This is a genomic window from Devosia sp. (assembly GCF_017307495.1).
Classification (GTDB): Bacteria; Pseudomonadota; Alphaproteobacteria; order Rhizobiales; family Devosiaceae; genus Devosia_A.
In genome coordinates this window covers 69,957-84,164 of record NZ_JAFKHE010000016.1, presented here as the reverse complement: position 1 = coordinate 84,164, position 14,208 = coordinate 69,957, and the positions used below count along the sequence as shown (strand labels likewise).

Below are 14,208 nucleotides of genomic sequence, written 5' to 3'. Positions count from 1 at the left end.
GATGGCTATCTGCATCGAAAATGGCGGCGGCGTGCCGACCGCGAGGATTTGAGAATGGTCCGCATCGCCTGGATGATGAAGCTGAAGCCCGGCAACGAGGTGATCTACAAGCAAAAGCACGACGAGATCTGGCCCGAGATGCTCGAGGCCATGAAGCGCGACGGCGTGCGCACCTTCTCGATCTACCGCAACGGGCTCGATCTCTTCGCTTACATGGAGCGCGACACCGCGCCCGATCCGGGCACCCCGGTCAGCGACCTCACCTGGCGCTGGTGGGAGATGATGGCGCCCTACATGGAAACCAACCCCGACTTCTCGCCGGTGCAGTGGCCGGTCGAGGAAATGTTCAACTTCGAAAATCGCTAGGAAAGCTCGCTCAATGTCTTCGGTCGCCATCAGGGGCGTCGTGCCCATTCTCGTCACGCCCTTCCATCTCGACGGGAGCATCGACGAGGAGAGCCTTGCGCGCCTGATCGAGTTCAACATCGCGGCGGGCGTGCATGGCCTCGGCGTGGCGCTGGGCAGCGAGGTGTTCAAGTTCAACGAGGCCGAGCGCGCCCAGATCACCGCGGCGACGGTGCAGGCGGTGAATGGCCGCGTGCCCGTCATCATCAACTCGGGTGCCGCCGGCACCGACCTGGCGGTGTTCTATTCGAAGGCCGCCGAGGCCGCCGGCGCCGATGCGCTGATGGTGATTCCGCCCTCGTTCATGCCGGTCAGCTCCGACGAGATCTTCGACTACTACAAGGCGATCGACGCCGCGGTGGGCATCCCGATCATCCTGCAGGACGTGCCGCAGGGGCCGATCTCGCCCGCGCTGGCGTTGCGCATTGCGGACGCCTGCCGGAACGTCACCTACATCAAGGTCGAGACCCTGCCGGTGACCTCCAAGGTGCACGCCATGTCGGCGGCGGCGGGCGATCGGCTGACCATCTTCGGGGGCGCCGGCGGCTCCTACTTCATCGAGGAGATGCGGCGCGGGGCGCACGGCACCATGCCGTTCTGCAGCCAGCCGGCCGATTTCGTCGCCGTCTGGGACGCGTTCCAGGCCGGCGACGAGACGGCGGCGCGCACGCGCTTCGACGCGACGATCATGGCGGTGAACCGGCTCGGCAACCAGGGCGGCGACATCTACTACGCCATCCACAAGCAGCTGCTGGTGCGTCGCGGCATCATCCGGACGGCACTGGTGCGCAGCCCGACCACGGCGGTCGATCCGATCACCCAGCGCGAGATCGACGAGCTGCTGGCCACCATCGTTCCGACACCGGTAGCCTTCGGAGGCTGACATGGATCCGTTCGCGCTGCGCCGCCTTGGCCGCACCTCGCTCGAGCTGCCGGCCCTCGGCATGGGTGGCGCGACGCTCGGCAACATCTTCGGCGTCATCGAGGACAGCCAGTCCGATGCGACACTCGCCGCCGCCTGGGATGCCGGCATCCGGTTCTACGACACCTCGCCGTGGTACGGTCGCGGCCTCAGCGAGCAACGCTTCGGTCGTGCCCTCTATCGGCGCCCGCGCGAACAGGTGATCCTCTCCACCAAGGTCGGGCGCCGGTTCACCGCCCCGGCCGACCCCGTCGCCTTCGCCCGGTCGCCGCGCGCCTGGGAGCACGGCCTGCAGTTCGAGCATCACCACGACTATTCCTACGCCGGCATCATGCGGGCCTATGAGGACAGCCTGCTGCGGCTCGGCATGAATCGCATCGACATCCTGGTGGTCCACGACCTTGATGCGGGCAATCTCGGATCGGAAGAACTGGTGACGGCGCACCTGCACCAGCTCGCCACCGGAGGTATCCGGGCGCTCGAGGACCTCAAGAAGGCCGGCCTGATCAAGGCCTATGGCGCGGGGGTGAACGGGCTGGGCACCATCCCCCGCTTTCTCGACCTGGTCGACCTCGATTTCTTCCTCGTCGCGCTGCCCTACACGCTGGCCGAGCAACCCGTGCTGGACAGGGAGTTCCCGCTCTGCGCGGCCCGCGGCGTCGGCGTCATCATCGGCGGCGTGTTCGCCTCCGGCATTCTCGCCACCGGGCCGGTACCGGGGGCGCGCTACAACTACGCCATCGCCAGCGAGGAACAGTTGCAGCGGGTCGGCAGGATGGAGGCCGTCTGCGCCCGCCACGGCGTGCCGCTGGCGGCAGCGGCGCTGCAATTCACCCTGCATCATCCCGTCGTCGCCTCGGTGATCCCGGGGGCCTTCCATCCCGATCACCCACGACGCAATGTGCAAAGCATGCGGGTCGAGATTCCGGTCGACCTGTGGGCCGAACTCAAGGCCGAGGGGTTGCTGCGCGAGGACGCGCCGACCCCCTGATCGTCAGGTTGCCGGCCTGTTGCTGTCCGGGTGCGACCTGGCCTGTTCCGCGTCGTCGCGGAACTCGTACCACATGGCGTTGAGGATGCCGAAGGCACACGCGAGTCCGACGCCCAGAATCCATGAGAAGTACCACATGCGTTCTCTCCTTCAGTAGGCGTTGGGGTTCTTGCCCAGGCTCCGCGACGTCACCGGTCCGCGCATCACGCGGAAGACGAAGGCGGTGTAGATGAGAACGATCGGCAGGAAGACCACCGTGGCGAGCAGCATGGTGAACAGCGTCAGCTGGCTCGATGAGGCGTCCCATAGCGTGAGGCTGGAGGCCGGGTCGATCGAACTGGGCAGGAAGAACGGGAACAGCGTCAGCCCCGCCGTGGCGATGATGCCCAGGATCGCGACACTCGAGCCGAGCAGGCCGACGAGGCCGCGCCTGGCCCCCAGCGCCCACCAGGCAACGAGGCTGCCCAGCACGGCAAGGATCGGCGCGGCAATCATCCACGGCATCAGCCCGTAATTGGTCCGCCACGCGCCGGCCTCGAGCACGACCGTCTTGCCGAGCGGGTTCGAGGGTCCGACCGGGTTGATCGGGCTTGTCACCCTGTAGCCGCTGAGCACGAACAGGGCGACCAGCCCACCCAGGGCGAACAGCACCACGGTCGCCAAGGCGGCCAAGCGCCCGTACCGGCGGGCGCGTTCGGCCAGCTCACCATCCGTGCGAGCGGCGATCACCGTTGCGCCCTGCGTGACCAGCATGGCGACGCTGACGAGGCCGGCGAGCAGCGCGAACGGGGTGAGCAGCCCGAAGAAGTTGCCTTCGTAGGTCACCCGCAATGTCTCGTCGAAGCGGAAGGGTGCGCCGAGGAACAGGTTGCCCACCGCCACGCCGAACACCAGCGAGGGCACGAAGCCGCCCACGAACAGGGCCCAGTCCCAGGTGGCGCGCCAGCGCAAATCTGCGATCTTGCCGCGGTACTTGAAGCCGACCGGCCTCAGGATCAGCGCCAGCAGGATCGCGATCATGGCGATGTAGAAGCCCGAGAAGCTGACCGCATAGAGCGGCGGGAAGGCCGCGAAGATCGCGCCGCCGCCGAGGATCAGCCACACCTGGTTGCCCTCCCAGGTCGGACCGGCGAGATTGAGCAGCACGCGCCGCTCCTCGTCGGTACGGGCGGCGAAGGGATGGAGCATGCCCATGCCGAGGTCGCGGCCGCCCATCACGGCAAAGCCGATGAGCAGGATGCCGAGCAGCAGCCACCAGACCAGGCGGAGCACTTCGTAGTCGAGGGGAACGACACTCATTTGATTGCTCCTTACCTGGCGGGAATCGCTTCGGCCGGCTCGACCGGTTCGGCGTCGTCATCAAGACCGAAGCTGTCCGAGGGGCCCTTCCGGATGGCTTTGACCATGAGGAAGAGCTCGACCACGATCAGGGCCGTGTAGAGCGCCACGAAGAAGACTAGCGAGATGACCAGGTCCGAGACCTTCAGGCCCGAGGCCGCATAGAAGGTCGGCAGGACCCCTTCGACCACCCATGGCTGCCGGCCGTACTCGGCGATCAGCCAGCCGAGCTCGATGGCAAGCCACGGCAGCGGCAGGGCCAGCACGCAGGTCCACAGCAGCCAGCGCTGGTTGTCGAGCCGGTGAACCGCGGCCTTGTAGAACCACAGCGCGAAGAAGGCGATGAAGAAGAACCCGCAGGCCACCATGATGCGGAAGCTCCAGAACAGCGGCCACACGTCCGGCACCGTGTCGAGCGAGGCCTTGACGATCTCCTCGCCGGTCGCATTCTCGATGTCGGGCCGGTACTTCTTCAACAATAGCGCATAACCGAGATCGGTCTTGGCCGCGTCGAACGTGGCCCGGGCGCCGCTGTCGGTCGCGTCGGCCTTGACGGCCTGCAGCGCGACATACGCCTTGAGCCCGTTGGCAATGCGCAGCGCCGCATGTTCGGTAAGCTCGGTGATGCCCGGCAGGTCGCGGTCCAGCGAACGCGTGGTGATCAGCCCAAGGATCCAGGGGAACTGGACCTGGAAGGCCGGACGGCCGTCGGCGCCGGGGATGGCGAACAGCGTCAGCGCCGCCGGGGCCGGCTCGGTCTCGAACATGGCCTCCATGGCGGCGATCTTCATCTTCTGGTGTTCGGTCGCGACGTAGCCGGACTCATCGCCGAGCACGACCACCGACAGCGCCGAGGCGAGCCCGAAGCTCGCCGCCACCACCATCGAGCGCTTGGCCAGTTCGACATGCTTGCCGCGCAGCAGGTAGAGCGCGCTGATGCCGAGCACGAACACCGCGCCGCACACATAGCCGGCCGACACGGTATGGACGAACTTGGCCTGCGCTACGGGATTGAACACCACTTCCATGAAGTTGGTGATCTCCATGCGCATGGTGTCGGGGTTGAAGCTCGCCCCGACCGGGTTCTGCATCCAGCCGTTGGCGATCAGGATCCACAGCGCCGAGAAATTCGCGCCGAGCGCAACCAGCCAGGTGACCGCGAGGTGGGCGACCGGCCTGAGCCGATCCCAGCCGAAGAAGAACAGGCCGATGAAGGTCGCCTCGAGGAAGAACGCCATCAGGCCCTCGATAGCGAGCGGCGCGCCGAACACGTCGCCGACATAGTGGCTGTAATAGCTCCAGTTCATGCCGAACTGGAACTCCATCACCACGCCGGTGGCGACGCCCATGGCGAAGTTGATGCCGAACAGTGTGCCCCAGAACAGCGTCGCCTTGCGCCAGACCTGGCGCCCGGTCATCACGTAGACGCTTTCCATGATCGCCATGATGAAGCTCAGGCCGAGCGTCAGTGGCACGAACAGGAAATGGTACATCGCCGTCGCCGCGAACTGGATACGCGACAGATCGACTACGAACGGATCGACCATGGGTGAATGCCTTGTGTTGTCTTGCCAGGGGCCGGCCTGGCCGCCGCAGTACTCGCACTCTTGTCGCAGCGCCTTGATCGAGGTCAAAGCGAAGCACCATACTTATACCGCAAGTGCACTCCCGTTCTCCACCCGGTAAGGCGATGATCGACAAGCCGAAAAATGTCGCACCGGGGCGCTGGCTGAACCGGCTTGCGGCGGCCGACCGGCGGCTCCTCGCGGTATCACTCGGCCTGCCGCTGCTGTCCGGCGCATTGGTGCTGGCGCAGGCCTTCGTGCTCGCCGGCGTGCTCGGCGCAGCCATTGTCGAGCACGTAGAGCTCCAGGCGCTGTGGGGCTCGATCGGACTGATCGGACTGCTGATCGCGCTGCGGGTCGGTCTCGCCGTATTTGGCGAGGTAGCTGCGGTCCGCCTGAGCGAGGCGATCAAGCTCGACCTGCGCCGTACGATGTTCGCCGATCTCATGGCGGCACGGACGGCGGAGACATCGAGCCGCAGCTCGGGAGCCCTCGCCAGTACGGTGATCGAGCAGGTCGAGGCGCTCGACGGCTACTTCGTGCGCTATCTGCCCGCCATGCTGCAGGCAGCCATCCTGCCGCTGGCATTCGCAATCGCGGTTTTTCCGATCGACTGGGTCGTGGGTCTGCTGTTCCTGTTCACCGCGCCCTTGATCCCGGTGTTCATGGCCTTGGCGGGCTGGGGCGCCGAAGCGGCGAGCCGTCGGCAGGCGAGTGCGCTCAACCGGCTTGGCGGCCACTTCGCCGACCGGCTGCGCGGACTGACCACGCTGCAGCTGTTCGGCGAGGCGGAGCGCGAGACGGAGCGGGTGCGCGTCGCATCGGAGGAATTGCGCGTGCGCACCATGCGCGTGATGCGCATCGCCTTCCTGAGCTCGGCCGTGCTCGAGTTCTTCGCCGCCCTCGGCGTGGCCGGGGTGGCGCTCTATGTCGGGCTCACCTTTCTCGACCTGGTGACGCTGCGCGGCACCGAGCTGACCCTCGCCGCCGGGATGTTCTGCCTGCTCATGGCACCCGAGGTCTACAACCCGCTGCGCCTGCTTGCCGCCCACTACCACGACCGCGCCGCCGCCCTCGCCGCCGTGGCGGAAATGGACTCGCGCCTCGAGCGCCTGCCCGGCGTCGCTCCAGCCGTGGCGCCCGCGCCCGCCAGGCCCGCCGAGGCGTGCGCCGCCGCCCGCCTCGAACTGAGGGATGTCTCGGCCGCGACGCCGGACGGGCATCCGGTTCTCTCCGGTATCGACCTCGCCGTGGCGCCGGGTCGGCACATCGCCATCCTGGGCGAGAGCGGCAGGGGCAAGTCGACCTTGCTGGAGGCGATCGCCGGCCTCAGGCCGTTCGGAGGCGCGATCGCCCTGGATGGCGTGCCGCTGGCGGCAGTTCCGGAGTCCGGACTGCGCAGCTACGTTGCCGTGCTTGGCCAGCGGCCGCACATCTTCGCCGGCAGCATTGCCGACAACATCCGGTTGGGCCGGCGGGAGGCCGACGATGCCGCAGTGCGGCAGGCCGCGCACCTGGCCCGGGTCGCCGACTTCGCCGACCGGCTGCCGGCGGGGCTGGCCACCCGGATCGGCGAGGATGGGCTCGGGCTTTCGGGTGGCGAACTGCAGCGCGTCGCCCTCGCCCGACTGTATCTGCGCGATCCCGGTCTCCTGCTGCTCGACGAGCCGACGGCGCATCTCGACAGCCGGACCGAGGCCGCCGTGCTCGATGGCCTGATCGCCTTCGCGCGCGGTCGCACCATGGTGGTAGTCACCCACTCGCTGGCGGTTGCGGCGCGCATGGATGGCGCGTTCTGTATCCTCGGCGGACGCCTTTCGGTGCTCGACGAGCCCGGCCTGGCCAACGGGAAGGCAGGGATCGCATGAAGGCCATCCTCGTTCTCGCCCCGCTTCTCGGTCGCCTGCGGGGGGCGTTGCTGCTCACCCTGCTGCTGTCGCTGATCACCCTGTTCGCCGGCATCGCCCTGCTCGGGCTCTCGGGCTGGTTCCTGACGGCTGCCGCACTCAGCACCGCCGGCCCGGCCTTCAACCTGTTTGCGCCATCGGCCGGGGTGCGCGGCCTTTCCTTCGTGCGCATCCTGTCCCGCTACGGGGAGAAGCTGACCGGGCACGATGCGACGCTGCGCCTCCTCTCCGACCTGCGCGTCTGGCTGTTCACCCGGCTGTTCCCGCTGGTGCCGCTGGCCAACCGGTTCGGGCGCGGCGACCTCGTGAGCCGGCTGCTCGCCGATGTGGAGGCGCTCGACACGCTGTTCCTTCTCGCCCTCGGCCCGATCAGCACCGCCGTGCTGGCCGGCGCGCTGATGACCGGCGTACTGGCCGTGTTCCTGCCCGGCGCGGCGGCGATCTATGCGCTGTTCTTCTTCGCCGCGGTTCTCCTGGTGCCGATCGGGCTGGTCCTGGTGTCGCGACGGACTGGCGCCGAGCTCGTGGCCGCCACGTCGCGACTGCGCCAGTCGGTGCTCGACGGCGTCGACGGGCAGCGCGATTTCGTGCTGTTCGGCGCCACCGATCTCGCCACCGCCCGCACCGCGGACGCCGCTGGAAGGCTGGCCGCGGCGCGACGAAAGCTCGGCCTGATCGCGGCCATCGCCGCGGGCCTCGTGCAGGCACTGGCCGCAGCGGCGATGTTGGGCGTGCTGGCCACGGGCCTTTCCGCGCTCGAGGCCGGAGCCGTCGACGGACCGTTGCTCGCCGGCCTGCTGCTGGCGGTGATCGCCAGTTTCGAGGCGTCCACCATGCTGGTGCGCAGCGCCACGCGCCTCGCCGGGGCGGCAGCCGCCGCCGAGCGCCTCGAAGCCGTGGCACGTACCCCGGCCGCCGTCCTCGATCCGGCGACGCCCGCGCCCCTGGCGCCTGGCGGCGAGGTCGATTTCCGCAGCGTGCGCTTCGGCTACGATCCGGATCACCCGGTGCTTGGTCCCCTCGACTTCACCATTCGCGACGGCGAGGCCGTCGCCATCGCCGGGCCGAGCGGTGCCGGCAAGTCGACGATCGCGCACCTGCTCGTGCGCCTTGCCGACCCGCAGGCCGGCGCGGTGCGTGTTGCCGGATGCGATATCCGTAGCGTGTCGCGCGAGGCGCTGCGCGCCCGTGTCGCGCTGATGACCCAGGATGCGCCGGTGTTCCTCGACACCGTGCGGGCGAACCTGCTGATCGGGCGGCATGCCGCCGGCGATGCCGATCTCTGGCACGTCCTCGAAACGGTCCGGCTTGCCGATTTCGTCCGCAGCCTGCCGCAAGGGCTCGATGCCGTCGTGGGCGAGGCCGGCCGGACCCTGTCGGCCGGACAGGCGCGGCGACTATGCCTGGCGCGCACGCTGCTCTCGGATGCCGCGGTGCTGGTCTTCGACGAGCCGACCAGCGGGCTCGATTTCGAGACCGAGGCGGCGCTGCTGGCCGAGTTGCCAAGCCTGGCGCGCGGGCGAACCGCGATCGTCATCACCCACGCTCGCGTGCCGGACAGCTACGACCGCGTTCTGAGTTTGCGGGGCGGGCAGGTTCTCGACCAGCCCCGGGGCTGACCCGTGGCCTACTTCGCGGCGGGCCCGCCTGACCGCAATACGCCCCAGGCGAGGGTGACGGCGAGGGCGACGAAGGCGACGATGACGGCTGTTACGAAGACTGCTGCATCTGCAGGCATGGTGATCTCCCGGCTGGAATGGCCGCAGAGGATCACGCCACGGGCAGGGCGGTGTTGATCGAGGTCAAGATTCAGGAGACGACGATCACCTTCGTGCCCGCCGGTACACGGTCGTAGAGGTCGATGATGTCCTGGTTGATCAGCCGGATGCAGCCGGATGAAACGCTCTGGCCGATGGTATAGGGCTCGATCGTGCCATGCAGGCGGAAATGCGTGTCGCGGCCGTTGCGGTACAGATAGAGCGCGCGGGCGCCGAGCGGGTTGCGGAGCCCGCCCTCCATGCCGGCGGCGACCGGGCCGTAGCGCTCGGGCTGGGTCTTGATCATGTTCGCGGTCGGCGTCCAGCGCGGCCACTCGGCCTTGCGCGCGATGGTGGCGGTGCCGCGGAAGTTAAGCCCTTCCTCGCGGCCCACGCCGACGCCGTAGCGGATGGCGCGCCCGCCGGGCTGGACGAGGTAGAGGAACCGGTCGGTGGTATTGACGACGATCGTCCCCGGCGCCTCGGAGCCGGAGTAGTCGACGTCCTGCCGCCAGAACTGCTCCGGGATCTTGCGGATGTCGATGCCGGGGATGGTGAAGCCGCCGTCGTGGCGCAGCGAATAGTGGCTGGCCCAGGGCTCGTCGACCTGGATGACATTGGAGTTCTCGAGCCGGCTCCGGCCTGTCGAGGAACAGGCAGAGAGCGCGAACGCAGCGCTGCCGGCGAGGAAGAGGCGTCGGGTGGTCAAGGCAATCTCGCGAATGGCTTCCGTCCGGCCTACCCAACCGACTCGCGGCGGGACTTGTCGAGTGCGACCGCGCCACAATCGGCGACGAAAGCCGATCACGCTTTCGTGGTGACCTCGGCCAGCCGATGGATGGGCCGTTCCGGCTTGGGCAGGGCCTCGAAGGCGTCCATGATCACGGCCAGCGTGCCGCGCACATGGGCGGTATTGATCCGCGCCGCCGCTTCGGGATCGCGGGCGCGGAAGGCCTCGAGCAGGGCATGGTGTTCGGTCCGCACCCGGTCGGCGAAGGCGCTGTCGCGGCCTTGGCTGTTCATCAGGCTTTCGCTCAGCCCGTAGTAGCGCGAGATCAGGCCGGCGGCTTCGAGATTGCCGCCATGCGTGTTGATGAAGCGGTGGAAGGCATGGTTGGCGGCGTCGATCCGGGCCCAGTCCATCGCCGCCGTGGCCGCGTCGTGCTCGGCCTGCAACGCCTCGAGCCGGCGGATGGCCGAGAGCGAGGCCTCCTCCGCGAACTGGCGGGTGAGGAAGGTCTCGAGCGCCTCGCCGATCTCGTGCGCGTGGACCAGCAGGTTGCGGTCGAGCGCCCGGACCCGGGCCCCGGCATTGGGGATCATCTCGACGAGCCCCTCACCCTCGAGCTGCTGCAACGCCTCGCGCACCGGTTGCACGCTGCACCCGAACCGCTCGGCCAGGGCCGTCATGGTCAGCCGGCCGCCGGGCAGGATCGCGCCGGCGATGATCTCGTTGCGGATGAGGTTGGTGACGCGCTGGTAGGTTGTCTCGACCTTGCCGTCATGAGTAACCGGTCTGTTGGTCCTTGCGCTCATGCCGTACCTTGCCCGGGGCCGCGTCTCGACGCAAGTTGCATCGTATACGATGTTGACAGATTTGATACGATCCGGCACCGTCGACATGCGACTGGCGGGCTCGAACGACCGGCCCCTAGGTCGCGGGAGGGGCATCGCGAAACACTGGACGTACGGATCCGGGGTCCGGCGTGCGCCTCTCGCATTGCAACCGAGGGCAGCATGGATCGCAAGAGTTTCCGCGGCATCTTCGTCATCGTCACCACGCCTTTCACGCATGACTTCGCGCTCGACGAGGCGGGGCTCGCTGACACGCTGGAGTTCTGCCTCGCCGCCGGGGTGCATGGCGTCGTCGCCAATGCGCTCGCCAGCGAGGGCGGCTACCTCGGCGAGGCGGAGCGCAAGCGCGCGGCCGAGATTGTCGTCTCGGCCGTGAAGGGCAAGGTGCCGGCCATCGTCGCGGTCTCGGCACCGCATTCCAGCATCGCCGCGGATCATGCCCGGCATGCCGAGGCCATCGGCGCCGATGCCGTGATGGCGCTGCCGCCCACGCTCCACCCGGCCTCGCCGGCCGAGATCAAGGCGCACTATCGCGCCATCGCGGCGGCGACGTCCCTGCCGCTGGTGCTGCAGAACGTCGTCGGGCAGGGCGCCTCGCCGATGAGCGCGGCGCTGCTCGCCGAACTGGTGCACGAGATTCCCTCGGCCCGTTTCGTCAAGGAAGAGTCGGGCTACCCGGCCCAGACCGTGGGTGAGATCATCCGCCTGTGCGGCGACAAGGTCGAGGGCGTGATGGGGGGCAAGGCCGGCAAGACCCTGATGGAGGAAGTCCGCCACGGCGTGTCGGGCACCATGCCGGCCTGCGAGATCGCCGATGTGCACGTCGCACTGTGGAACGCCATCGAGGCCGGCGACGACCGGCGGGCGCGAACCATCTTCCAGCGCCTGCTGCCGCTGCTCGACATGGAGAGCAACTACGGCATGCCGCTGATGAAGGAGGTGCTGAAGATGCGCGGCGTCATCGGCAGTTCCGCCGTCCGCCAGTCCGGCTTCCGCGCCCTCGACGATGCGGCCCGCGAAGAGGCGGCGACGATCATGGACGACCTCGCCGAATTCATGCTGCCGGCCTACCGGCACCGGCGCTAACCTGGGAACCTGAGCGATGAGCACGATCGAAAACGCCATCAACCGCAACTCCGAGCCGACCGAGCTGCGCATCACCGACATGCGGCTCGCCGTGGTGGCGGCGAACTACGACTACCCGATCCTGAGGATCGACACGAACCAGGGGGTGTATGGCCTCGGCGAGGTGCGCGATGCCGGTCATGCCGTCAATGCGCTGCAGTACAAGTCGATCCTCGTCGGCCAGAACCCGTGCAATGTCGACATGATCTTCCGGGCCATCAAGCGCTTCGGCAACTGGGGCCGCGAGGGTGGCGGCGTCTCGGGCATCGAGATCGCGCTGATGGACCTCATCGGCAAGGTCTACGGCGTGCCCTGCTACCAGCTGCTCGGCGGCAAGTATCGCGACAAGGTCCGCCTCTACGGCGACACGCCCACCCCCGACGATCCGACCCCGGAGGACTTCGTCGCGGCGGTGAAGGGCCGGCGCGCCCGCGGCCTCACCTGGATCAAGTTCGACCTGCGTCCGTCGCTGTTCGAGACCGGCGAGCATCCGCTGATCGGCCACGATGCCCCGCACGAAACCGACTTCGACATGGGCAAGTGGTTCAAGACCCCGATGGCCGGCCGCGGCGTCAAGCTCACCGACAAGACCATCGAGCAGGCCGCCCATGTCGTCTCCGAGGTCCGCAAGGCCGTCGGCAATGACGTGCAGATCTGCGTCGACCATTTCGGCGAGGGCTACCTGAGCGCCGACGAGGTGATCCGGCTCGGCAAGGCGCTCGAGCCCTACGACCTCGCCTGGATGGAAGACCCCGTCTCGCGCTTCGACATCCCCGGCCACAAGCACGTCTCCGACGCGCTGCTGACCCCGATCGCCGCCGGCGAGGACTGGTACCTGCGCGACGGTTTTCGCGAGGCGATCCGTACGCGCGCCGTCGACATCGTCCACCCGGACCTCTTGACCTCGGGCGGCCTGATGGAGACCAAGCGCATCTCCGACGATGCCGAGGAGGAGGGTATCCCGACCGCGCTCCACTGCGCCGGCTCGCCCATCGGCTTCATGGCCAATATCCACACCGCGGCGGCGATCTCGAGCTTCCTCGCCTGCGAGCACCACGGCCTAGACCTGCCGTTCTGGGAGAGCCTTGTCACCGGCCTCGCCCCCGACTACATGGCCGGCGGCTTCGTGAAGGTGCCGGAAAAGCCAGGCCTGGGCGTCGACCTCGATCTCGATGCCATCGAGGCGAACCTGCGCACCCCGGGCACGATGTTCCTGCCCACCGACGAGTGGAACACGCCCAAGCTCGGCTTCTGGCGCCCGGACAACCGCTGGCCGGAGTAAGGCCCCCCAATCCAGGGGGCATCCCCCAGGGGTGCTGCGGGCATCGCGAGTCCCCTCGTCACGCCGACAGCGTATCGACCTTGCGCAGGGCGGGGAACAGCCGGGACCAGGCCAGCACCACGGCGATGGTCCCGATGCCGCCCACTGCTACCGCCAGCACCGGCCCCATGAAGCCGGCGGCGACGCCGGCCCGGAACTCGCCGAGCTGGTTGGAAGCGCCGATGAACAGCGAGTTCACGGCGTTGACCCGACCGCGCATCTCGTCCGGCGTCAGCAACTGCACCAGCGACGAGCGGATCACCACGCTCACCGTGTCGGCGGCACCCAGCGCCAGCAGCATGGCGATCGACAGCACGATGTCGGTCGAGACCGCGAAGACGATGGTCGCGAGCCCGAACACCGCCACCGCCCATAGCATGGTGACCCCGACATGGTGCCGGAGCGGGAAGCGCGCGAGATAGAGCGACATCGCCACCGCGCCGATGGCCGGCGCGGTGCGCAGGAACCCCAGCGCCCACGGACCGGCGAGCAGGATGTCCCGCGCATAGACCGGCAGCAGCGCCGTCGCGCCCCCCAGCAGCACGGCGAACAGGTCGAGCGAGATGCAGCCCAGCATCAGCGGGCGGCTCTTGATGAAGGCTACGCCGGCGAACACGGATTGGACTGTTACCGGCGTGCGCCTGAGCTGCGTCGCAGGCCTCGGGATGGCCACCACGTTGACGCTGGCGACGATGAAGCAGAACGCCGAGAACGCGAACGGCACCACCGCACCGGCGCCGTAAAGGGCGCCGCCGATCGCCGGTCCGAGCACCATGGCCGTTTGCATCACCGAGGTGGAGGTGGCAACCGCGCTCTGCAGCCGTGTCGCCGGCACGATGCCCGGCAGCAGCGCGGCCATGGCCGGCCGCTCGAACGCCTGCGCTGCCCCGATTAGCGCGACGCCGACGAAGATGCCCCAGGTCGGCAGCCAGTCCTGCCACACGCCGATGGCGATGCCGCACATCACCGCGGCTTCGATGACTTGGCAGATGAAGCCGATTCGCCGCCGGTCGAACTGGTCCGCCACATGGCCGGCGACCAGGGTCAGAGCCAGCATGGGCAGGAACTGGAACAGTCCGACGAGGCCCAGGTCGAACGGGTTGCGGGTGCGGTCGTAGACCAGCCAGCCGATCGCCACCGCCGACCCCTGGAATGCGATCGAGGAGAGTGCGCGCGAGGACAGGAAGTGGCGGAAGGCAGAGCGGGGGACGGGCGGGGCGGGGGGCGTCATTATCGTTGTGGAATCGCACACCGACCACCGTCACACAACCGTTACATGGCAACCGGCGATCGCGGCCCGGC

General features: G+C 68.3%; 13 protein-coding genes. 7 read left to right on the top strand and 6 right to left on the bottom strand.

Annotated elements, in window-relative coordinates; all coding sequences use genetic code 11:
* The first annotated feature begins 54 nt into the window (after positions 1-54).
* Genes J0I99_RS08365 through J0I99_RS08355 form a run of 3 tightly spaced genes read left to right on the top strand, consistent with a single transcriptional unit; the run spans position 55 to position 2,318 of the window.
* On the top strand, positions 55-366 hold the full coding sequence (locus J0I99_RS08365; RefSeq protein ID WP_291397063.1) for an L-rhamnose mutarotase: 312 nt from the start codon (positions 55-57) through the stop codon (positions 364-366).
* A 13-nt stretch (positions 367-379) separates the two neighbouring features.
* Positions 380-1,288 (top strand): dihydrodipicolinate synthase family protein, encoded by a 909-nt coding sequence (locus J0I99_RS08360; RefSeq protein WP_291397062.1) that lies wholly within the window; start codon positions 380-382, stop codon positions 1,286-1,288.
* Position 1,289: 1 nt separating this feature from the next.
* Positions 1,290-2,318 carry an aldo/keto reductase gene (locus J0I99_RS08355; RefSeq protein ID WP_291397061.1) on the top strand — a complete coding sequence of 343 codons (1,029 nt, stop codon included), beginning with the start codon at positions 1,290-1,292 and terminating at the stop codon, positions 2,316-2,318.
* 3 nt (positions 2,319-2,321) lie between these two features.
* Here the strand turns inward: J0I99_RS08355 and cydX are convergent, their stop codons facing one another.
* From cydX to J0I99_RS08340, 3 genes are read right to left on the bottom strand one after another with little or no spacing between them, the layout of a single operon-like run.
* Positions 2,322-2,456 carry a cytochrome bd-I oxidase subunit CydX gene (gene cydX, locus J0I99_RS08350; RefSeq protein ID WP_291390032.1) on the bottom strand — a complete coding sequence of 45 codons (135 nt, stop codon included), beginning with the start codon at positions 2,454-2,456 and terminating at the stop codon, positions 2,322-2,324.
* A 12-nt stretch (positions 2,457-2,468) separates the two neighbouring features.
* Positions 2,469-3,617, bottom strand: coding sequence for a cytochrome d ubiquinol oxidase subunit II (gene cydB / locus J0I99_RS08345; RefSeq protein ID WP_291397060.1), 1,149 nt, complete (start codon positions 3,615-3,617; stop codon positions 2,469-2,471).
* 11 nt (positions 3,618-3,628) lie between these two features.
* Positions 3,629-5,203, bottom strand: a complete 1,575-nt coding sequence (locus tag J0I99_RS08340; protein WP_291397059.1) for a cytochrome ubiquinol oxidase subunit I — start codon at positions 5,201-5,203, stop codon at positions 3,629-3,631.
* Positions 5,204-5,346: 143 nt separating this feature from the next.
* Between J0I99_RS08340 and cydD the strand changes: the two genes are divergently transcribed.
* Both cydD and cydC read left to right on the top strand, forming a co-directional pair.
* Positions 5,347-7,089: a thiol reductant ABC exporter subunit CydD gene (cydD, locus tag J0I99_RS08335; protein WP_291397058.1), complete on the top strand. Its 1,743-nt coding sequence runs from the start codon at positions 5,347-5,349 to the stop codon at positions 7,087-7,089.
* Entirely contained in the window at positions 7,086-8,747 is a 1,662-nt protein-coding gene (gene cydC, locus J0I99_RS08330; RefSeq protein ID WP_291397057.1) for a thiol reductant ABC exporter subunit CydC, read from the top strand. The genes cydD and cydC overlap by 4 nt, the downstream gene beginning before the upstream one ends.
* A gap of 190 nt (positions 8,748-8,937) precedes the next feature.
* Here the strand turns inward: cydC and J0I99_RS08325 are convergent, their stop codons facing one another.
* A complete protein-coding gene (locus J0I99_RS08325) occupies positions 8,938-9,594 on the bottom strand; it encodes a L,D-transpeptidase (RefSeq protein WP_291397056.1) in 657 nt (218 codons plus the stop codon).
* 95 nt (positions 9,595-9,689) lie between these two features.
* Complete coding sequence (locus tag J0I99_RS08320) at positions 9,690-10,421, bottom strand: GntR family transcriptional regulator (protein ID WP_291397055.1); 732 nt, start codon at positions 10,419-10,421, stop codon at positions 9,690-9,692.
* 201 nt (positions 10,422-10,622) lie between these two features.
* On the opposite strand from J0I99_RS08320, the gene J0I99_RS08315 reads away from it, so the two are divergent.
* A complete protein-coding gene (locus tag J0I99_RS08315; RefSeq protein ID WP_291397054.1) occupies positions 10,623-11,546 on the top strand; it encodes a dihydrodipicolinate synthase family protein in 924 nt (307 codons plus the stop codon).
* 16 nt (positions 11,547-11,562) lie between these two features.
* Positions 11,563-12,867 carry a mandelate racemase/muconate lactonizing enzyme family protein gene (locus J0I99_RS08310; protein ID WP_291397053.1) on the top strand — a complete coding sequence of 435 codons (1,305 nt, stop codon included), beginning with the start codon at positions 11,563-11,565 and terminating at the stop codon, positions 12,865-12,867.
* 58 nt (positions 12,868-12,925) lie between these two features.
* Here the strand turns inward: J0I99_RS08310 and J0I99_RS08305 are convergent, their stop codons facing one another.
* Entirely contained in the window at positions 12,926-14,137 is a 1,212-nt protein-coding gene (locus J0I99_RS08305) for an MFS transporter (RefSeq protein WP_291397052.1), read from the bottom strand.
* Positions 14,138-14,208: the final 71 nt, after the last annotated feature.

What these genes read in the sequence shown, in the direction of transcription:
- J0I99_RS08365 (WP_291397063.1), top strand. Translation starts at nt 55, where the DNA reads ATGGTCCGCATCGCCTGGATGATGAAGCTGAAGCCCGGCAACGAGGTG.
- J0I99_RS08360 (WP_291397062.1), top strand. Translation starts at nt 380, where the DNA reads ATGTCTTCGGTCGCCATCAGGGGCGTCGTGCCCATTCTCGTCACGCCC.
- J0I99_RS08355 (WP_291397061.1), top strand. Translation starts at nt 1,290, where the DNA reads ATGGATCCGTTCGCGCTGCGCCGCCTTGGCCGCACCTCGCTCGAGCTG.
- cydX (WP_291390032.1), bottom strand. Translation starts at nt 2,456, where the DNA reads ATGTGGTACTTCTCATGGATTCTGGGCGTCGGACTCGCGTGTGCCTTC.
- cydB (WP_291397060.1), bottom strand. Translation starts at nt 3,617, where the DNA reads ATGAGTGTCGTTCCCCTCGACTACGAAGTGCTCCGCCTGGTCTGGTGG.
- J0I99_RS08340 (WP_291397059.1), bottom strand. Translation starts at nt 5,203, where the DNA reads ATGGTCGATCCGTTCGTAGTCGATCTGTCGCGTATCCAGTTCGCGGCG.
- cydD (WP_291397058.1), top strand. Translation starts at nt 5,347, where the DNA reads ATGATCGACAAGCCGAAAAATGTCGCACCGGGGCGCTGGCTGAACCGG.
- cydC (WP_291397057.1), top strand. Translation starts at nt 7,086, where the DNA reads ATGAAGGCCATCCTCGTTCTCGCCCCGCTTCTCGGTCGCCTGCGGGGG.
- J0I99_RS08320 (WP_291397055.1), bottom strand. Translation starts at nt 10,421, where the DNA reads ATGAGCGCAAGGACCAACAGACCGGTTACTCATGACGGCAAGGTCGAG.
- J0I99_RS08315 (WP_291397054.1), top strand. Translation starts at nt 10,623, where the DNA reads ATGGATCGCAAGAGTTTCCGCGGCATCTTCGTCATCGTCACCACGCCT.
- J0I99_RS08310 (WP_291397053.1), top strand. Translation starts at nt 11,563, where the DNA reads ATGAGCACGATCGAAAACGCCATCAACCGCAACTCCGAGCCGACCGAG.
- J0I99_RS08305 (WP_291397052.1), bottom strand. Translation starts at nt 14,137, where the DNA reads ATGACGCCCCCCGCCCCGCCCGTCCCCCGCTCTGCCTTCCGCCACTTC.